Source organism: Saccharothrix sp. NRRL B-16348 (assembly GCF_001280085.1).
GTDB lineage: Bacteria > Actinomycetota > Actinomycetes > Mycobacteriales > Pseudonocardiaceae > Actinosynnema.
Genome location: NZ_LGED01000002.1, coordinates 109,801 through 127,530, shown reverse-complemented (window position 1 = coordinate 127,530; position 17,730 = coordinate 109,801). Strand labels below are relative to the sequence as shown.

The 17,730-nt window shown below is 71.0% G+C and carries 16 protein-coding genes; 11 read left to right on the top strand and 5 right to left on the bottom strand.

All coding sequences use genetic code 11. From position 1 onward, the window contains the following. The first annotated feature begins 148 nt into the window (after window positions 1–148). The 4 genes from ADK67_RS02895 to ADK67_RS02880 are packed head-to-tail and all read left to right on the top strand — an operon-like array spanning window position 149 to window position 3,421. Entirely contained in the window at window positions 149–601 is a 453-nt protein-coding gene (locus tag ADK67_RS02895) for a hypothetical protein (protein WP_053714794.1), read from the top strand. A gap of 58 nt (window positions 602–659) precedes the next feature. Beyond that, window positions 660–1,409 (top strand): DUF6073 family protein, encoded by a 750-nt coding sequence (locus ADK67_RS02890; protein ID WP_053714793.1) that lies wholly within the window; start codon window positions 660–662, stop codon window positions 1,407–1,409. Between the two features lie 10 nt (window positions 1,410–1,419). Next, on the top strand, window positions 1,420–2,151 hold the full coding sequence (locus ADK67_RS02885) for a hypothetical protein (protein WP_053714792.1): 732 nt from the start codon (window positions 1,420–1,422) through the stop codon (window positions 2,149–2,151). 4 nt (window positions 2,152–2,155) lie between these two features. Then, window positions 2,156–3,421: an ABC1 kinase family protein gene (locus tag ADK67_RS02880; protein WP_053714791.1), complete on the top strand. Its 1,266-nt coding sequence runs from the start codon at window positions 2,156–2,158 to the stop codon at window positions 3,419–3,421. A gap of 18 nt (window positions 3,422–3,439) precedes the next feature. Here the strand turns inward: ADK67_RS02880 and ADK67_RS02875 are convergent, their stop codons facing one another. After that, entirely contained in the window at window positions 3,440–4,090 is a 651-nt protein-coding gene (locus tag ADK67_RS02875; RefSeq protein ID WP_053714790.1) for a winged helix-turn-helix transcriptional regulator, read from the bottom strand. A 356-nt stretch (window positions 4,091–4,446) separates the two neighbouring features. Between ADK67_RS02875 and ADK67_RS02870 the strand changes: the two genes are divergently transcribed. From ADK67_RS02870 to ADK67_RS02860, 3 genes are read left to right on the top strand one after another with little or no spacing between them, the layout of a single operon-like run. Then, window positions 4,447–5,343: a putative selenate ABC transporter substrate-binding protein gene (locus ADK67_RS02870; RefSeq protein ID WP_053714789.1), complete on the top strand. Its 897-nt coding sequence runs from the start codon at window positions 4,447–4,449 to the stop codon at window positions 5,341–5,343. A 3-nt stretch (window positions 5,344–5,346) separates the two neighbouring features. Then, window positions 5,347–6,111 carry a phosphonate ABC transporter ATP-binding protein gene (locus ADK67_RS02865; protein WP_053714788.1) on the top strand — a complete coding sequence of 255 codons (765 nt, stop codon included), beginning with the start codon at window positions 5,347–5,349 and terminating at the stop codon, window positions 6,109–6,111. After that, on the top strand, window positions 6,108–7,814 hold the full coding sequence (locus tag ADK67_RS02860; protein ID WP_053714787.1) for a PhnE/PtxC family ABC transporter permease: 1,707 nt from the start codon (window positions 6,108–6,110) through the stop codon (window positions 7,812–7,814). Before ADK67_RS02865 ends, ADK67_RS02860 begins: the two co-directional genes overlap by 4 nt. A gap of 34 nt (window positions 7,815–7,848) precedes the next feature. On the opposite strand, the gene ADK67_RS02855 is transcribed toward ADK67_RS02860, so the two are convergent. Beyond that, window positions 7,849–9,309, bottom strand: coding sequence for a vanadium-dependent haloperoxidase (locus tag ADK67_RS02855; protein ID WP_197289244.1), 1,461 nt, complete (start codon window positions 9,307–9,309; stop codon window positions 7,849–7,851). A gap of 714 nt (window positions 9,310–10,023) precedes the next feature. Here ADK67_RS02855 and ADK67_RS02845 point away from each other — a divergent pair. Beyond that, window positions 10,024–10,875 (top strand): phosphate/phosphite/phosphonate ABC transporter substrate-binding protein, encoded by an 852-nt coding sequence (locus ADK67_RS02845; protein ID WP_053714826.1) that lies wholly within the window; start codon window positions 10,024–10,026, stop codon window positions 10,873–10,875. Here the strand turns inward: ADK67_RS02845 and ADK67_RS53280 are convergent. Beyond that, window positions 10,830–11,153: a hypothetical protein gene (locus ADK67_RS53280; protein ID WP_231647984.1), complete on the bottom strand. Its 324-nt coding sequence runs from the start codon at window positions 11,151–11,153 to the stop codon at window positions 10,830–10,832. The two genes, ADK67_RS02845 and ADK67_RS53280, sit on opposite strands and share 46 nt — an antisense overlap. Window position 11,154: 1 nt before the next feature. Here ADK67_RS53280 and ADK67_RS02840 point away from each other — a divergent pair, with 1 nt between their 5' ends. Both ADK67_RS02840 and ADK67_RS02835 read left to right on the top strand, forming a co-directional pair. Beyond that, entirely contained in the window at window positions 11,155–12,066 is a 912-nt protein-coding gene (locus ADK67_RS02840) for a ferritin-like domain-containing protein (protein ID WP_231647983.1), read from the top strand. A gap of 220 nt (window positions 12,067–12,286) precedes the next feature. Continuing rightward, entirely contained in the window at window positions 12,287–13,552 is a 1,266-nt protein-coding gene (locus ADK67_RS02835; protein ID WP_053714784.1) for an MFS transporter, read from the top strand. A gap of 57 nt (window positions 13,553–13,609) precedes the next feature. Here ADK67_RS02835 and ADK67_RS02830 read toward each other — a convergent pair whose 3' ends face one another. Then, window positions 13,610–14,740 carry an acyl-CoA dehydrogenase family protein gene (locus ADK67_RS02830; RefSeq protein ID WP_053714783.1) on the bottom strand — a complete coding sequence of 377 codons (1,131 nt, stop codon included), beginning with the start codon at window positions 14,738–14,740 and terminating at the stop codon, window positions 13,610–13,612. A gap of 564 nt (window positions 14,741–15,304) precedes the next feature. Here ADK67_RS02830 and ADK67_RS02825 point away from each other — a divergent pair. Continuing rightward, entirely contained in the window at window positions 15,305–16,471 is a 1,167-nt protein-coding gene (locus tag ADK67_RS02825) for a cysteine desulfurase family protein (RefSeq protein WP_053714782.1), read from the top strand. 82 nt (window positions 16,472–16,553) lie between these two features. On the opposite strand, the gene ADK67_RS02820 is transcribed toward ADK67_RS02825, so the two are convergent. Beyond that, window positions 16,554–17,729: an NAD(P)/FAD-dependent oxidoreductase gene (locus tag ADK67_RS02820; RefSeq protein ID WP_197289243.1), complete on the bottom strand. Its 1,176-nt coding sequence runs from the start codon at window positions 17,727–17,729 to the stop codon at window positions 16,554–16,556. Window position 17,730: the final 1 nt, after the last annotated feature.

Sequence of the window (17,730 nt, the reverse complement as noted above, 5' to 3'; positions counted from 1 at the left end):
GGCTCAACCAGAGCTATTCGTGTCCTCAGTGGAATGCTGAAGGGGTCATTGACTCATAAAAGAGATAGTGATGTACTCATTCGGAGAGTCACCCGGCCCGCAGCGCCGGAGGTTCCCGGTTCCGCGCTCGAACACCCCAGGAGGATCGATGACCGCGACAGCAGAGGCGTCCACCGGAGCGACCAAGCTCGACACCGCCGCGTTGCTCGACGCGTACCGGGCACAGGTCACGCCCGCGGCCAAGGCGTTCGTCGAGGACCGGATGTCGGCGAACGAGCTGCGAAGCCGTTGGCTGCCCTACTTCCAAGGCCCTTTCACGGAGTACGAGCTGGGGGTGCAGGCCGCCTGGCGCGACGCCTACGGCCCGGACCACGGCGTCGAGCCCGGCCCGCCGCACGCGGACCCCGCGTACGCGGAGCAGCTCGAGCACTTCCCCGTGACGATCTCGCACAACAACCTCGAGCGACTGGTTGACGTGCTGGCGGTCGAACTGGGTGACCGGATGGCGAGCGCGACGGTCACGCCGGAACGGGTCATCGATTTCGCGTACGTCATCGACGCCCTCGACAGGTTCATGGCTTCACTCGTCTTGACCTCGTGACGGCGCGGAAGCCGTGCGCCGCTCGGCGTGCGGACGACATTTGCTGAACAGGAGTGGCATGGAGAACAACGGCATCCCCGTCAGCGTCATGGAGATCCTGAAATCGTTCGGAGCGGTGACCGGCGCGGACGGTTCCGCGCTGTCCAACGCCGACGTCGTCAAGGGCCACGACCTCGCGTGGGGCGGTCCGGGCAACCTCTACACCATCCGCCCGTACACCCTGAGCCCGGCGGCGCTGGAGGTGTTCACGGTCCGTGAGCGCATCCACGTCAGCATCGACGGTCTCGGCGAGGACCTGGTCGACCTGCACGGCATCGGCGTCTACCGCCGGCACGAGCCGCGCATCGGCGCCGAGGGCGCGGAAGAGCTCACCTGGACCACGGCGACCATCGGCGCGCAGTTCCTGTCGTTGCAGGTCGTCGGTGACAGCGAGATCTTCGGCCAGGTCCGCGTGACCAACACGCCGTGGAAGCGCGAAGGCGCGACGGTCGCGCCCGCCCAGCCGGGCGGCGGCAAGGTCACGCCGCTGAAGAACTGCGTGACGCTGCTGTTCCCGCGGTTCGAGATCGAGAACCTCGGCGCGATGGTCGACACCGGTGACGTGCCGGTGGCCGTCGAGTCGCGGGTGAACATGGTGCCCCCGATCGGCGACGTGTCCCGCACCTCGCACGGTTACGCGCTGTTCGACGGCAGCCGCCAGGTGGGCACGCTGATCGCGGCCGACCTGGAGATCGGGGCGCTCCTGCACCACATCCCGATCGAGACGGCCAAGGACCCCGTCGAGGCCTACGCGGTGTCCGCGGTCTAGGACCCTGCGGATGGGTGACTCCACTGTCGGGTGGGCCCGGACCAACCTCGGTGCGGGCCCGCTCGGTTCATACGCGTTCCTGGTGGAAGCCTCGCTCGGACACCGGCCGATGACCTACCTGTTCGCCCGCTCCACGACCACCGGCGGCGCCGGGGCGGCACGCGCCGTCACGGTCCTGCTGGTGCTGGGCCCCGCGGCCCTCGCGGGCACGCGGGTGACCACGACGGAGGTCCACGGCGCCGAGTCGGCGGAGGTGACCACGTACCTGCCGACGATGCGCGCGCCCAAGGTGATCACGGCGGCGCACGTCTACGAATGCCTGCCGCTGACCGACGTCGGTTACGTCGACCTGATGGCGTGGCCGCACCCGCCCACGCGCGACCTGACCCCCGACGACGGCGTGACCCCGTGGAGCCGGTGGCACGACCTGCCGGCGTCGACCACACGGGTGTCGAAGGCGGCCCACGGCTACGAGGTCGTGGAAACCGTCAGCGACGTCCACGGCATCCCGGTCGCGCGGAGCACGGTGCACAAGGGCGAGGAGACCCGCCGGTGGGAGGCGCTGGAACTCGGTGCGGCCGAGTGGGACCACCTGCCCGTGCGCATCCGGGTCTCGCGCCCGCGGACCGGGCACTGGACCGCGTTCGAGCGGACGACCGAACCCCGGCCGGTGCCGCCGGAACTGCTGACGGCCGATTCGGACACGCTCCGCGAAGCGGTCATGTGCGTGCTGAAGGGATGACAACGTGACGACGATCGTCATCGTCCGCAGGGCGGTCCAGGTCGTGCTGGCGCTGGTCGCGCTGGGCTCCTCGGTGGCGTTCGCGCGGATCAGGTCGCGCGGGCACTGGCGCGAGGACGCCGCCGAGCGGACCGCCGCGACGGTGGAACGGCTCGGCGGCGCGTTCCTCAAGGGTGGGCAGTTCCTGAGCACGCGCCGGGACCTCGTCGGTCCGGTGCTGGCGCACGCGCTGGGCCGCCTCCAGGACGACGTGCGGCCGATGCCGGTGGCCGACGCGGTCGGCGTCGTGGACCGCGCGGAGGTGGCGAACGCCCAGGCCGTGCGGCGGGCCGTCCTCGACGGTCCCGTGGCGAGCGGTTCCATCGCGTGCGTGTACCGGGTGGTGCTCCCGCACCGCGACGTGGCGCTCAAGGTGCGCAAGCCGGAGGCGGTCCGGCAGATCACCGCGGACACGCGGATCATCCGGGGCATGGCGCGGGCGTTGGCGTTCGTGCCGGTGCTCCGCGGCGTGCCGATGGGCGAGATCGCCGACCAGCTGTGCCGCTGCGTGCTCGACCAGCTGGACTTCGACCGCGAACGGCGCAACCTCCGGCGGTTCGGGGAGCTCACCGCGGACCTCGACGCCGTCACCGTCCCGAAGGTGGTGGACGGCATGTGCGGTGAGGGGGTCCTCGGCATGGACTTCCTCGACGGCCTCGACCGCGACCGCAACGCCGGGCTGCCCGGCCCGCAGCTGACCGGGGCGGTGGAGACGCTCGTGCGCGCGATGTACGAGTCGATGTTCCTGCACGGGTTCGTCCACGTCGACCTGCACCAGGGCAACGCCTACTTCCGCGCGGCAGGGGACGTGGTCGTGGTCGACTTCGGCTTCGTCTACCAGCTCAGCGACTTCGCGCGCACGAAGTTCACCGCGTTCTTCGCGGGCATGATCGACGGCGACGGCGCCGGGTGCGCGGACACCCTGCTGTCCACCGCGCGCGCGGTGTCGGGGCAGGCCGACCTCGCCGGGTTCCGCCGTGACGTCGCCGACCTCGTGCGGCGCAACTGCGGGCGTGCCGTCCAGGACTTCAGCCTGCCCCGGTTCGCCGCCGCGCTCTTCGACCTCCAGCGCAGGTACGGCGTCCACGCCGACCCGGAGTTCACGTTCCCGCTGCTGAGCCTGCTGGCGCTGGACGGCGTGGTCAAGCAGCACCACCCCGGGATGGACTTCCAGCTGGAGGCCGCGCCGTTCGTCATGGCAGGCATGCTCGACGCCGACGAGTCCGCCTGACGCCCGCGTCAGGTCAGGTCAGGTCAGGCCGAGCATCCGGGTGCACCGGTGGATGACCTCCGGGTCGCCGTCCACCTTGATGTCGCCGGCCACGATCGCGTCGAACGGGGTGAGCATCCGGGCGCCGATGCGGACGAACGTGTCCGCCGCGCAGGTGATCGTCAGGTCCGGCATCGGCACCGATCCGGGTGCGAAGGTCACCGCGCCACCGCGGACCTGCACGGCGAAGCTGTGCTCGCCGACCCGGAACTCGTAGGTCTCGTCCACGTCCGGGATCCGGTCGTGGTCGATCATCGCCTGGAGGGCGAGGAAGCCCCACTCGTCGCGCACGGCCTTCTTGGAGTCGCTCTCCCGCAGGAAGCCCATGCCCCACTTGGCCAGGGCGAGGACCGGGGCGCGCAGCTCCTCGCCCAGCTCGGTGAGCTGGTACATCTTGCCGCGCGAGTCGCCCTCGACGGGCAGCTGCCTGATCACCTCGGACTCGGTCAGCATCTTGAGCCGGTCGGCGAGCAGGTTCGGCCCGATGCCCGGCAGGTTCTCCAGGAGGCTGTTGAACCGCGTGGGCGCGATGAGCAGCTCGCGGATGATGAGCAGCGTCCAGCGCTCGCCGATCACGTTCAGGCCGCCGGCCAGTCCGCAGAACTGGTTGTAGTCGCGCCGGACGTTCATGGTGCCGAACCTTCCGCCGAAGGTAGCTGTTGAGACTGATAGTAGCATTGCGCGGTCGCTGCCGGTCGCCCGTCCTGCTCCGTCAAGAGCAGTGATCTGTCAACGTCTCAGTGCCCACGTCAGCGGTCTTGCCCAGGCCTGATGGCGCAGTCCAGAGCGTTCGTCGGAACGTTCGCCGGACCCTGTCGACAGCAGAGTCGATACACTACTATGAAGTGATCTGCTGAGAGCAGCCGGCCCTCGGAGCTTGGCGCACAGCACGTCGCGCAGCGCAACGGAGTCGCCGGACATGCGAGTGCCGACCGGCCCGCGGGGTAGAAGCGGCATCCGGCGGTCCCAACGGGGGAGGAGCGCCCATGTGGCGTGTTGCGCGAGCGATCCTGTTATCGGTGGTCCTGGTCTCCACGGCGGCTTGCGGGGCGGGCGCGGGCGGTGAGCCGGGCGGGTTGCGGATCGGCGCGATCCCGGACCAGGACCCACAGCAGCTGCAGCGGATGTACGGGGTGGTGTCGGACTACCTCCACGACCGGTTGGGCGTCCAGGTCGAGTACGTGCCCGTGCGCGACTACGCCGCGGCGGTCGCCCAGTTCGAACGCGGCGACCTCGACCTGGTGTTCTTCGGCGGCCTGACCGGCGTGCAGGCGAGGAAGAGGGTACCCGGCGCGGCGCCGGTCGCCCAGCGCGACGTCGACGCGCAGTTCCGCAGCGTGTTCGTGGCCAACCCCGCGGCGGGCGTGGAGCCGTTCACCGAGGTCGGGGACCTGGCCCGGCTCAAGGGCCACTCCTTCACCTTCGGCAGCGACACGTCGACCTCCGGCAGGCTGATGCCGCAGTACTTCCTGGACCGGGCCGGGGTCTCGTTGGACGACTTCACCGGCGAGCCGGGCTACTCGGGATCGCACGACGCCACGCTCAAGCTGGTCGAGTCCGGCGCCTACCAGGTGGGTGTGCTCAGCGCGTCGGTCTGGGAGAAGCGGGTCCAAGAGGGCAAGGTCGACCCGACCACCGTGCGCGAGGTCTTCCGCACGCCCACCTACCACGACTACCACTGGCTCGCGCGGCCCGACCTGGACCAGCGCCTGGGCCAGGGGTTCACCGACCTGGCCCGGGACGCGCTGCTCAGCTGCGACGGCAGTGACGACCGGGAGAAGCAGGTGCTCGACCTGTTCGCGGCCGGCGGCTTCGTCGCCGCGGCGGCCGAGGACTACGCGCAGATCGAGGCCGTCGCCGGTCAGCTCGGATTGCTGCGCTGACCCATGGCAGGCGACCGCGTCTTCGAGTTGCGCAGAGCTTCGGTCCGCCTCGGTGGGGTGGACGTCCTGTCCGACATCGACCTGGAGATCGAGGCGGGCGAGCGGGTGGCGCTCATCGGCCCGAGCGGTGCGGGCAAGACCAGCCTCATCAGGCTGCTCAACGGCACGGTGGCCGCGACCGGGGGACGCGTGCGGGCGCTCGGTTGCGACTACCGCGTCGCGTCCACCAGGAAGATCCGCGCCGCGCGGCGCCGGATCGGCACCGTCCACCAGCACTTCGACCTCGTCGCGCAGCTGCGCGCGGTGCACAACGTCAACGCGGGCAGGTTGGGCGCGTGGCCGTTCTGGAAGGCGGCGCTGTCCCTGGCCCGCCCCTTCGAGGTGGCGAGCGCCGAAGCCGCCCTCCGCCGCGTCGGCATCGGCGACAAGCTGCGGGAGCGCACCGGCGACCTCTCGGGCGGCGAGCAGCAGCGCGTGGCGATCGCCAGGGTGCTCGTGCAGGAGCCGAGGGTGATCCTCGCGGACGAGCCGATCGCCAGCCTCGACCCGGCCCGCGGCCGGGAGGTCGTGGACCTGCTGTTCGCGATCAGCGACGAAACGCGCACGACGCTGGTGGCGAGCCTGCACGACCTCGACATCGCGCTCGGCCGGTTCGACCGCGTCGTCGGGTTGCGGTCGGGGCGGGTCGTGGTCGACACGAGCACGGCCGACGTGCGCGCCGCCGACGTGGCCGAGCTGTTCCGCACCGACCGGGACGGCTCGTCGTGACCCTGACCGCCAAGGCGCTGGACGAGCGCGTCGGCTGCCTGCCGCCGTCCGCCGTCCCGAACGAGCCGCCGCGCCGCGCCGGAGGCGGGACCAACCGGCGGCGGTGGTGGCTGCTCGCGTGCGTGGCGGCCGTCGTGGCATCGGCATTGCCGGTGGTGCTGGACGACCACCCCGTGATCCGGGTGGACGGCCTGCGGCAGCTGGTCGAGTTCTTCGCCGCGGCGGTGGCGCCCCGGGTCGACGGCGGGTTCCTGGCGCTCGTGGGCGCCTCGGCCATGACCACGTTGGCGTACGCCGTGCTGGGCACCGCGGTCAGCCTCGTGATCGGCGTGGTCGGCGGCGTGCTGACGTCCCAGGTCTGGTGGCGGGCCGACGCGCCGGCCAGGCGGACCCGCGACGTCGTGGGCTGGAGCCTGGCCAGGGTCGCGCTGGTGGTGCCGCGCGGCATCCACGAGGTGATCTGGGGCCTGGGCCTGCTCATCGTGCTCGGCCGCAGCCCCGTGGTGGCCGTGCTGGCGATCGGCATCCCGTTCGGCGCCGTCACGGCCAAGGTGTTCTCCGAACTGCTGGACGAGGCGGACCGCGCTCCGCACGACGCGCTGCTGGCGGCAGGCGCACGCAGGTCGTCGGCTGTCCTGTACGGCCTGGTGCCGTCGGCGCTCGGCGACCTGCTGTCCTACGCGTTCTACCGGCTGGAGTGCGCGATCCGCAGCGCCACGATCCTGGGCCTCGTCGGGACGGGAGGGCTCGGCACGGAGCTGCTGGACAGCTTCCGCGCGCTGGTCTACCACGAGATGTGGACGCTGCTCTACGCGTTGATCCTGCTCAGCGCGCTGGCCGACGGGTGGAGCTCACTCGTGCGGACGAGGCTGTCGGGTTCGCGCAGTCGCCGTCGTGGGTCGGTCGACGGCCGTGACCCGGTGGTGGCCGGGTCGGTCCTGCTCGCCGCGGCCCTCGTGGTGGCCTCGGTCTGGTGGGTGCGCCTCGACCCCTCGGTGCTGTGGAGCGACCGGTCCGCCCGCCAGGCCTCGATGCTGGCCGGGCAGGTGTGGCCCCTGGTGATGGTCGACGGCGGGCTCGCGGAGCTGCTGCGGCTGGCCGGTGTCACGCTGGCCATGTCCGTCCTGGCGATGGCGATCGCCTTCGCGGTCGCCGCCGTGCTCGCCGTGCCCGCGGCGGCGCTGCCCCAGCTCGACCGCGTCACGGCGTCCCGCGCCCGACGCCTGCCCGTGCTCCTGGCCGCTCGCCTGACGATGATCGTGCTGCGTGCCGTGCCGCCGCCGGTGTGGGCGTTGCTCGCGCTGTTCGCGTTCTACCCCGGCATCCTGCCGGGCGCGGTGGCGCTCGGGATCTACACGGCCGGTGTGCTGGGCCGGCTGATGACCGAGGTGGTCGACAACCTGGAGGGCCGGCCGTTGCGGGCGCTGAGCGCTCTCGGGGCCTCACGCAGGCAACTCGTCTGGTACGGGGTGCTGCCCGCCGCCGCACCCCGCTTCGCCGCCTACAGCCTCTACCGGTGGGAGGTGACCGTCCGCGAGACCGTCGTCGTCGGCGTCGTCGGCGCCGGCGGTCTGGGAGTGCTCCTGCACCACCAGCTCAACAGCTTCCACTTCGCGCAGGCCGCGACCATCGTGCTGACGATCGTCCTCCTCACCCTGGGCGTGGACTTCGTCAGCGCGGCCGTCCGCCGGTCCATCCGGTGACCCGGCGCCGAAGTGCGGCGCCGGGTCGTGGAAGTCAGGGGGACGGGAACCCGTCGAAGTACCGCGCCGCCTTGGCCCACGCGTGCGTGCCGACCTGGCGCCCCAGGACCCGGCCGTTCTGGTTGGCGTCGTGGAAGTGGATTCCCCCGTAGAGGCGGGAGATGCCGTTCTCCGCCTCGGCTTCGGTGAACGTCGACCAGCTCAGGGTGATGGGGCGAGCCGGCGTCAGGCCCGGTTCGACCTTGGAGGACCCCGCCGGGTAGACGAGGGTCTCGCCGTAGGCGTCGCTGCCCGTGAAGTTCTTCAGGACCTCGGCGGCCGCGGCGCCGAACGTGCTGTGCCCGGACACGAAGTCGCCGAACGACGGCGTCATCAGGAAGTCGGGTTGGTAGGGCAGCCACGTGTCGCCGGGGATCAACCGCGGCCCGGTGCCCGCCCGCGACCACGAGGGGATCTGCTTGTTCCGGTTGAGGTACCGGATCGCGGTGATCGGCCGGACCGAGTCGTAGGTGTACTTGATCCCCCAGCACGCGATGCTCGCGTCGAAGATGGCGTTGGCGACGGCGAAGAGCATCTTCGCGTCCTGGTCGACGGTGTGCGCGTCCCGCGTCGAGACGTACTGCCCGACGATCAGCCAGCGCCCCGGTGGCCGCGGCGTGCCCGGGAAGTCGTCCGCCCAGTACTCGGTCACCACCTTGCGCCGGTCGTTGAGGTTCGCCCCGTAGTCGATCAGCTGCTGCGCCTGCTGCTCGAAGCGGACCGTGCCGTGGCGCGCCGGTTGCGCCAGGCCGGCGGTGAACTGGTCCCACGAGCTCATGGCGAACGGCGTCACGTGCCGCCACTGCGGCCCCACGCCGCTCTGCGTGATCACCTGGTCGCCGACCCGGTAGCTGAGGGGCTGCCAGCGGTCGGGGTTCTTCACGGTGTGGACCGCCAGGGGTTCGGCGATGTCCATCGGCAGGTTCACCGGCGCGTAGCCGGTGTAGTCGGAGTAGGCACCCGGCGCGATGTCGCCCAGTTGGTTGGAGCCGTCGCGGTGGCGGTAGTCGAGCACCGCGCCGCACGCCCGCCTGCCGATCCACGCCGGGATCGTGGACGACGTGAGCCGGTAGCCCAGCGCGGCCATCAGCGCGTCGAAGTCGGACTTGTACTCGGGCCACAGGTCGAGCGCGGCGGTGTAGGCGGCGTGGCTGATCGCCTCGTCCTTGTTCGCCGCCGTGCGCTCGCCCTCGGGGCGGCGCAGCCCGTTGCCGAACATCGTCCCGGCGGCGCGGGAGTCGTAGGCGGCCCAGGCGTCGTAGATGCAGGTGTGCAGCACGGCGTACGCGCGGGCGACCATCGGCGGCCCCATGGTGGACTTGGTGATGGCCGACATCCCGGCGTTGCTCCACTGGATGACGACGTTCGGGGGCTGGAGGCCCTGCGCGCTCGGTGGTGTGTCGGCGGCCGCGGGGGCGAGGGGCAGTGCCACGGCGAGCACGGAGGCTAACGCCACCGAGACGACGGGGCGCGATCTGGTTGATCGGGATCTCATCTTCCGCTCCGGAGGTAGGCGGTGTGGGGTGATCGACTGCGTCGCGCTGGAGCCGGTGGAAGCCCGAGGGGGAACGGCAGCGGACCGTCAAGTGAGTATATAAAAGGTAAGCAGTCTGTAAGTTGTAGCAGTGTGCGACGACGGGCCACAAGTTCGAGTGGCGCGCTTCACGCGTACGGCCTAGCTGGTGGCGGTACCGCCTCCGCAAAGGTGGTTACACGGTGTGCGCGTGCGTCCGGTGGTGGGTCCGCAGCTCGATCGGGTGGCGGCGGTTCTCCCAGTCACTACTTGACTCTGAAGTTAGTCTGAGGTGGCTGTCCTGGGTGATCACGGCGCTCGCCCTGGGTGTCGCGAATATCGGCTCTCGAGGTTCCGCGTTCCTGGTCGGGTGTAATTCGCGGCAATTTCCGACCCTGGACACGGTGGGACCCCGTGGATATTCTGCCAATGATCCATTGATTGCTGGAACAGCGGTTCCGGGGGAATCGAGTGGTGCCTTGGCAACGTCCGACGACCCGACCGCAGAAATGCGGTGATCGGTGACTTACCGGCGACTCGTCGGACATCGCGATCTTCTGCCCGCCTCGCGGCCGTGCGGTGGAGCCGCATTCCGTGATGCCTCGGTCTTCGCTGTTCCCGGAGCACCTGCCGTCGATAGTCGAGGAGGCCACCGCGATGACTTTGTTGATGGGCGCTGTCGCGTACGACCCGAAGGTCGTGACGATCTGGGGCGGATTCCGCTCCTGGCTGCGAGCGCGGGGTCTTCCGTTCGACTTCGTCCTCTACTCCCACTACGAACGCCAGGTCGAAGACCTGGTCGCGGGTAGGCTCCACGCCGCCTGGAACTCGCCGTTGGCCTGGTTGCGGGCGGAGCGGCTGGCGAAGGCGGCCGGCCGCGGTATCCGCCCGCTCGTCATGCGGGACACCGACCGCGACCTGCACTCCGTCATCCTGGTGCGCGGCGATTCGACGTTCGAGAAGGTGTCCGACCTCAAGGACCAGACCGTGGGCCTGGGCGCGGTGGACTCGCCGCAGGCCACCCTGGTGCCGCGGTCGTTCCTGCGCGAAGCCGGTCTCACGCCGGGGGAGAACGTGACCGTCAAGCGGTTCGACGTCGGCGTCGGCCTGCACGGCGATCACATCGGCGGCGAGCGCGACGCGGCGCGGGCGCTGCTCGCGGGCGAGGTCGCGGCGGCGGCCATCATCGACGTCAACCACCTCCAGTTCTCCCGCGAGGGCACGCTGCCGTCCGGCCGCACGAGGGTGCTCGCCCAGACCCCCGCATACGACCACTGCAACATGACCGTCGTCGACACCGCGCCGCAGGACCTCGTCGGCAGGTTCGGTGAGCTGCTGCTGTCGATGTCCTACGCCGATCCGGAGGTCCGCCCGCTGCTCGACCTGGAAGGCCTGACCATGTGGCAGGAAGGCCGCTCCACCGGCTACTCGCTGTTGGACGCAGCGGTGGACGAGGAGGGCTTCTACGACGCCGACGGGCGCGTCACGACAGGGGAGTACCGGCCGTGACGACCCCGGCGGGCATGGTCGACCTCGGTGACCTCGGTTTCGAGCGCGGCGCGCACCTGCTGGTGCAGCAAGGCCTCAAGGACCTCCGGCCGGGTCAGGAACTCGGCGTCACGGGCGGCGACCCGGCGCTGGTCGTGCACCTGGAGGCGTGGTGCCGGCAGAACGGCCATCGGGCCCGCCGTGCCCCGGACACCGATCTCGGCGTCCGGGCGTGGGTCGTCCGCGGACAGGCGGACCTCGACCGGTGGGCGGGCGGGCGGCCCCGGCGTGGACGGCATCGTGGACCACCCGCCCTCGGACTGGGGCCTGGCCGCGCGCGGCGCGCTCATCGAGAGCGGCGGACCCCGGACGCCCTTCGACATCACCCATCGCGACCTCGTGTGGGCCGAGATCGCACCGTCCCTCTACAGCCACGCGGCCTCGGCGCAGTGGAACCCGGACACCGAGGTGCAGTGGAACGCGGACTTCACCCTCCCGGACGAGATCGAGACCGCGGTCGTCCAGGTCATGACCTACCTCATCGAGAACGAGCAGGCCGCGCTGGTCATCCCGGCGCAGCTGCTGGCCCGCATCCACCCGCACTTCCGTGAGGTCCTGCAACTGCTCGCCGTGCAGGCGGCCGACGAGGCGCGGCACATGGAGGTGTTCACCCGCCGCGCGTTGCTGCGGCGCGGGGAGATGGGCACCTCGTCGGTCAGCGGTCGCGAGTCGCTGGCCACGCTGCTCGGCGAGGCGGACTTCTCCATGGCCTCGTTCCTGCTGTCGGTGCTGGGCGAGGGCAGCTTCCTGAACCTGTTGGAGTTCCTGGACAAGAACGCGCCGGACCCGGTCACCCGCCAGGTCACCCGACTGGCCCGCCGGGACGAGGCGCGGCACGTGGCGTTCGGGGTCGCGCACCTGCAGCACCAGGCCGAGCTCGACCCCTCGTTGCGCTCGCGGTTGCGGGCGGCCGTCGAGCGCCGCTACAGCGCGCTGGTCGACACGTCCGGGCTGAACCAGGACGTGTTCGACTCGCTGGTGATCCTCGCTGCCGGCGAGTGGACACCGCAGGCCATCGGCAAGGGCTACGACGCGGTGATGAAACTGCAGTCCGAGATGGACGACGGCCGCCGGCGGCGCCTGGTCCACCTGGGCTTCCCCGGTGACGAGGCGGCCGACCTGTCCGCACTGCACACCCGCAACTTCATGTAGCGCAGGCGGGTGGTCGAGCCTCGGCCGCCCGCACACCTCCGCCACCCTGGTTATCCATTCCTCTTTGGAATAGGGTAGAACATCGCCTGGCAGTGGTGATCGTCCACTGCGGGAGGCGAGGAGGTGCCGTGGACGCGGCCGACGTGGTTCCGCTCGTCGACGATCGACCGGGTCCACGAGGCCGGGTGGCGGCCACCGGCCCCGCGTCGGGAACGGGCGCATGAGCTCGGCGGACCTCCGCCTGGGCATCCGCGCGAACCTCGCCCAGTTCACCCTCCTGGTCGCGGTCAACGCGCTGGTCGGCGGTGTGCTCGGGCAGGAGCGCACGGTGCTGTCGCCGCTGGCGGAGCAGGTCTTCCACCTGACCGGCTACACGTTCCTGCTGACGTACGTGCTGGCGTTCGGGCTGACCAAGGCCGTGACGAACTACTTCGCGGGCACGTTCTCCGACCGGTACGGCCGCAAGCCGGTGCTCCTGATCGGGTGGCTGTTCGCGATCCCGGTGCCGCTGGTGCTCATCTGGGCGCCGTCGTGGGGCTGGGTCGTCGCGGCCAACGTGCTGCTCGGCGTCAACCAGGGGCTGACCTGGTCCACCACGGTGATCATGAAGATCGACCTCGCGGGTCCCTCCCGCCGCGGGCTCGCGATGGGCTTGAACGAGGCCGCCGGGTACCTGGCGGTCGCCGTCACCGCCGCCGCCACCGGTTACCTCGCCGTCCGCTACGGGTTGCGGCCCGCGCCGTTCCTGCTCGGTCTGTCCTACGCCGCCCTGGGGCTGGGCCTGTCGCTGTTCCTGGTGCGGGAGACGCGCGACCACGCCCGGTTCGAAGCGTCCCGCCACGCGGCCCGCGCCGACGGGCGCCACGACCACCTGCACGCCGACCTCACCGACCGGCAGGTCTTCGCCCACACCAGCCTGCGTGAACCCGCGCTGTCCGCGACCAGCCAGGCCGGCCTGGTCAACAACCTCAACGACGGCCTGGCCTGGGGCCTGTTCCCGATCCTGTTCGCCACCGCCGGGCTGTCCGTCTCACGGATCGGTGTCCTGGCCGCGCTCTACCCCGGCGTGTGGGCCGTCGGGCAACTCCTCACCGGGCCGCTGTCGGACCGGTGGGGGCGCAAGGGCCTGATCACGACTGGGATGATCACGCAGGCCGCGGCGCTGGCGCTGACGGCCGTGGCCGACACGTTCACCGCCTGGGCGGTCGCCGCCGTGCTGTTGGGCGCGGGCACCGCGATGGTCTACCCGACGCTGCTGGCCGCCATCGGGGACGTCGCGCACCCGTCCTGGCGGGCACGCGCGGTCGGGGTCTACCGGCTCTGGCGTGACGGCGGGTTCGCCGTCGGCGCCCTGCTGTCGGGTGTGGTCGCCGACCTGGCCGGCGTGCGGGCCGCCGTGTGGGTGGTCGCCGCGATCACCGCCGCGTCCGGTGTGGTCGTCGCGGTGCGCATGTACGAGACCCACCTGCCGGACCGCCGCACGTGACCGCGCCGGCGGCCGGACTGCCACCGCGGTGGTCGGCCCGGCCGTCGGCGTCCTGCGCTAGTCGAACAGCGGCATGCCGCACACGGCACGGCCGATGAAGTCGTGGATGGCGTCCGTGGTGGGCGCCATGACGGTCGCGGCACGGGCGTCGCGGAAGTAGCGCTCGAGCCCGCCTTCCTTGCGGAACGCGGCGCCACCGCACACGCGCATGGCGATGTCGGTGACGGCGATGGCGGCCTCCGACGCGGCCGCCTTGACCTCCAGCACCCGCAGCGTCGCGTCCGGTCGCCCGGTCTCGATGGCCTGCACCGTGTCGCCGAGCAGGGCGTGGGCCTGGTCGGCGAGCAACCGCATCTTCGCGATGTTGGCCCGGTTGACCGGCAGGTCGGCCAAGCGGCGGTCGAGGTGCTCGAACCGCGCGGTCGTGACGTGCTCGACCGCCTTCGCGATCGCGGATTCCGCGAGGCCGAGCGAGACGGCCGCGCTCATGACCTGGAAGTGGGCGAGGACGATGCTCAACATGATCTCGTCGCCCTTGCCGTCCACGCCGAGCAGGGCCGTGCGGTCGACGAGGACGTCCGTGGCGGAGACGGGCCTGGACGCGTTGCCGCGCAGGCCGAACCCGTCAAAACGGCCGCTGGCGTCCAGCCCGCCCGCCGCCGCGGGGACCAGCCACAACGTGCTGGGCCCTTCGGCCGCCACCGGCTTGCTCGACCAGACGTAGGAGTCCGCCTCGCCGGCGGAGGTCACCCAGCTCTTGCGGGCGTCGAGCAGCACGCGGCCGTCGGACGCCGCGGTGGCGGTGGACATGGGCGCCCAGAAGTGGCTGCGCGAACCGGCTTCGGAGAAGGCGAGGGTGGTCAGGTGCTGGCCGCGGGCGATGGCCTCCCGCGTGTCCCTCGGGCCGAACGCCTCGATGACCGCCGTGCCCGCGTAGTGCATGCAGACCACCATCGCGGTGGAGCCGCAGGCGCGGGCGATGTGCTCCACCACCTCGGCGGAGGCGCGCAAGCCCTGGCCCCTGCCACCGACCTCGGTGGCGCTGGTCAAACCGAGCAAACCGGCTTCGCCGAGCGCTTTGACGGCCGCGCGCGGAAAAGCGCCGGTCGCGTCGACGTCGGCGGCGTTGGGCGCGACCGTGTCCTCGATGATCGGGATGAGATCGCCGATGTGGGTTCCGGTGGTCATTCTCGGTACCTCCGCGATTCCTGGTCGAAGGCGCGATCGTCACGCCACCAGGATTTGTCCGCAGTGGCTTCGACGTTGAGTTCCGAGGTGATCCACGAATGTGCGCACGAGTCGACGCCGGGTTTCTGTCGGCCCGGCTTTCGGCTACCGCGACAAATGTCCGCAATCGGCGAGGTCGAATGCGCCGATGTGGTCGAGACCCCCTTGTGTCAGGACAACACGCGCCTTTGTCCTTTTGGTCAGGCTATGGATGGCGTCAAGGGCCTGTCAATCGTCCTTGTGGGGCGTTATCCGGCCGCGGTCGTGCGGTCTGAATTCATCCCTCGGTCGCACGACCCGATGTCTCGCGACACAGGGCGACCTTGAAGCCCACTATTCCATTGAACCCTGGAGTAGTATACGAGTGGTCAGGTGTCGCGCAAGCGGCGGAACGGGTGAACGGCGGAACGGGTCGAGGTGCGTTTTGGTAGTCCTCAATAGACTGTTCACGGTGGCCGGTTCGGTGTCGTGCCGGTTCGCCGACCTCCGGGAAACCGGCAGGCGGCCCCGCAACGGCGGCGCGAGGTGAACCGTCCTCCCGGGCTGGACGGCGAGGTCACCTACCTGGACTACAACGCCACCACACCGGTCGACCCGCGCGTGGTGGAGGCATGCCTCCCGTACCTCGCCCGGCATTTCGGCAACCCGTCGAGCGGCCACGTCTTCGGGCACGTGGCGCGTGACGCGGTCGCCTCGGCGCGCGGCCAGGTCGCCGACCTGCTCGACTGCGCGCCCGAGGAGGTCGTCTTCACCGGCGGCGGCTCGGAAGGCGACACGTTGGCGGTGTGCGGTGCCGCGCTCGCGCGCCGTGATCGAGGGGACCACGTGATCACGCAGGCCACCGAGCACCCGGCCGTGCTCGCCGCGTGCGACAGTTTGGTCCGCCTGCACGGTTTCCGGGTGACCCGGCTCCCGGTCGACCGCCACGGGCTGGTCGACCCGAACGACCTGAGGAGGGCGCTGACCGGGCGCACCGTGCTGGTGTCGATCATGCACGCCAACAACGAGACCGGAACCGTGCAGGCCGTCGCGGAACTGGCCGCGATCGCCCACGCCGGCGGTGCGGTCTTCCACACCGACGCCGCCCAGTCGGTCGGGAAGATCCCCGTCTCGGTGCGGGAACTCGGGGTCGACCTGCTCACGGTCGCCGGGCACAAGCTGTACGCGCCCAAGGGGGTCGGAGCGCTGTTCGTCCGCCGTGGGCTGGCTCTGGAGCCGGTCGTCCACGGCGGTGGGCAGGAACGCGGACTGCGCGCCGGCACCGAGAACGTGCCGTACGCGGTGGCAATGGGTGTCGCCGCGCGGCTCGCCGCCGAAGCGCTGCCCGGCGAGCCGGAGCGGTTGCGGAGATTGCGCGACGAGCTGCACGCCGACCTGGACCAGCGCCTGCCGGGGCGGGTGCACCTCAACGGGCACCCTGAGCAGCGGCTGCCCAACACCCTCAACATCTGCGTGGACGGCACGGTCGCGTCGGAACTGCAGGCCGCGCTGTCGGGCGTGGCCGCCTCGGCCGGATCTGCCTGCCACGAAGGCGACGAGTCCCCTTCGCCCGTGCTGACCGCGATGGGGTTGCCGGCCGGGCGCGCCACGTCGGCGCTGCGCCTGTCGCTCGGGCGTTGGACCGGCGAGGAGGACGTCAGGCGGGCGGCCGACCAGGTGGCCGCCGCCGTCGGCCTCACCGACCGGGCGTGAGCCGAGGAGACCGGACGGGGTCGGTCGGGCCGCCACGCGGGGGTGGCCCGACCGACGTCGTTCCTCGGGCGCTCCTGAGCGTTCAGCCGCTCCACCGCTCCATCCACGCGCGTTCCTCGTCCTGCTTCTCCCGGTGGAACTCCGGCGAGGGGTCCATGAGCGTGACGGACGGCGCCGGTGCTTCAAGGAAGTTCCCGACGCCCTTGGCCGCCAGGTGCCCGCCGATCTCGACGTAGCACGAGCCATTGCCGTCGAAGTACGGCTCCGGCGCGTCGTAGCCGAGGTGGCGCGCCACCCCGTTGGCCACGACCTCCGACTCGCCCTCGGCGAAGACCGCTGCCTTGGGCAAGGGCTTGCCGTTGGGCAGCATCAGCGCGGAGCAGTCGCCGAGCGCCCACACACCGGGGACGTCGGACGCCAGCGTGCGGGGATCGACCGGGATCCAGCCCATCGGACCCAAGCGGGTCTCGCGGACCGGAGCCGGCGCCTGGTGCGGCGGCACCACGACGAGGAAGTCGAACGGCTCGCGGGTGCCGTCGGCGAAGGTCAGCTGCTTGGCCCGCGCGTCGACCAGCTCGAGGCTCTTGCCGGGGTGGAAGCCGATCCCGTGCTGTTCGAGCATCCCGACGAGCGCCTTGCCCACCGCGGGGCCGGCGACCGGCATGGGGAACGGGTCCGGGGTGAACGCGTCGACCGTGACGGACCCGCGCACACCGAGCTCGCCCAACAGGTCGGCGGCGAGCAGCGCGCCCTCGAACGGCGCGGCCGGGCACTTGAACGGCACCCCCGCCACGACGAACGTAATCCGCCCGGAGTCTACTTCGGACAACTGGCGGTGCAGCAGGTCCGCGCCGTCGAGGGTGTAGAACTCGCCTGCGATCCCGGCTTCGGTCACGTCGCTCAGACCCGGCACCCGGTCCGGTGCCAGTCCCGCGCCGAGCGCAATGACCAGTGCGTCATAGGCGATCGAGCCGCTGTCGGTGTGGACGTGCCTGTTGTCGGTGTCGATCGAGCGGACCTCCGCGGCCCGCATGTCGATGCCCGGCAACGGTTTCGGCCGCACGTGCACCTGGTCCGCGGTGCGCCAGCCGCGCATCACCCACAGCAGCGACAACCCCAGCACGCCGTCGAACGAGCGGTCCACCAGCACGATCCGGTCTTGCTCGGGCAGCATCCCCCGCAGGCGGGTAGCGGTGGTGAGTCCTCCGACGCCTGCTCCGAGGACGACAACGGTCTTGGCCACGGTCTCGTTCCCCATC

Bases quoted from the DNA above. Each gene is read 5' to 3' on its own strand.
- ADK67_RS02865 (WP_053714788.1), top strand. From the start codon at position 5,347: ATGGCAGGCGACCGCGTCTTCGAGTTGCGCAGAGCTTCGGTCCGCCTC.
- ADK67_RS02835 (WP_053714784.1), top strand. From the start codon at position 12,287: ATGAGCTCGGCGGACCTCCGCCTGGGCATCCGCGCGAACCTCGCCCAG.
- ADK67_RS02870 (WP_053714789.1), top strand. From the start codon at position 4,447: ATGTGGCGTGTTGCGCGAGCGATCCTGTTATCGGTGGTCCTGGTCTCC.
- ADK67_RS53280 (WP_231647984.1), bottom strand. From the start codon at position 11,153: ATGCCGTCCACGCCGGGGCCGCCCGCCCGCCCACCGGTCGAGGTCCGC.
- ADK67_RS02895 (WP_053714794.1), top strand. From the start codon at position 149: ATGACCGCGACAGCAGAGGCGTCCACCGGAGCGACCAAGCTCGACACC.
- ADK67_RS02885 (WP_053714792.1), top strand. From the start codon at position 1,420: ATGGGTGACTCCACTGTCGGGTGGGCCCGGACCAACCTCGGTGCGGGC.
- ADK67_RS02890 (WP_053714793.1), top strand. From the start codon at position 660: ATGGAGAACAACGGCATCCCCGTCAGCGTCATGGAGATCCTGAAATCG.
- ADK67_RS02830 (WP_053714783.1), bottom strand. From the start codon at position 14,740: ATGACCACCGGAACCCACATCGGCGATCTCATCCCGATCATCGAGGAC.
- ADK67_RS02875 (WP_053714790.1), bottom strand. From the start codon at position 4,090: ATGAACGTCCGGCGCGACTACAACCAGTTCTGCGGACTGGCCGGCGGC.
- ADK67_RS02820 (WP_197289243.1), bottom strand. From the start codon at position 17,729: ATGGGGAACGAGACCGTGGCCAAGACCGTTGTCGTCCTCGGAGCAGGC.
- ADK67_RS02845 (WP_053714826.1), top strand. From the start codon at position 10,024: ATGACTTTGTTGATGGGCGCTGTCGCGTACGACCCGAAGGTCGTGACG.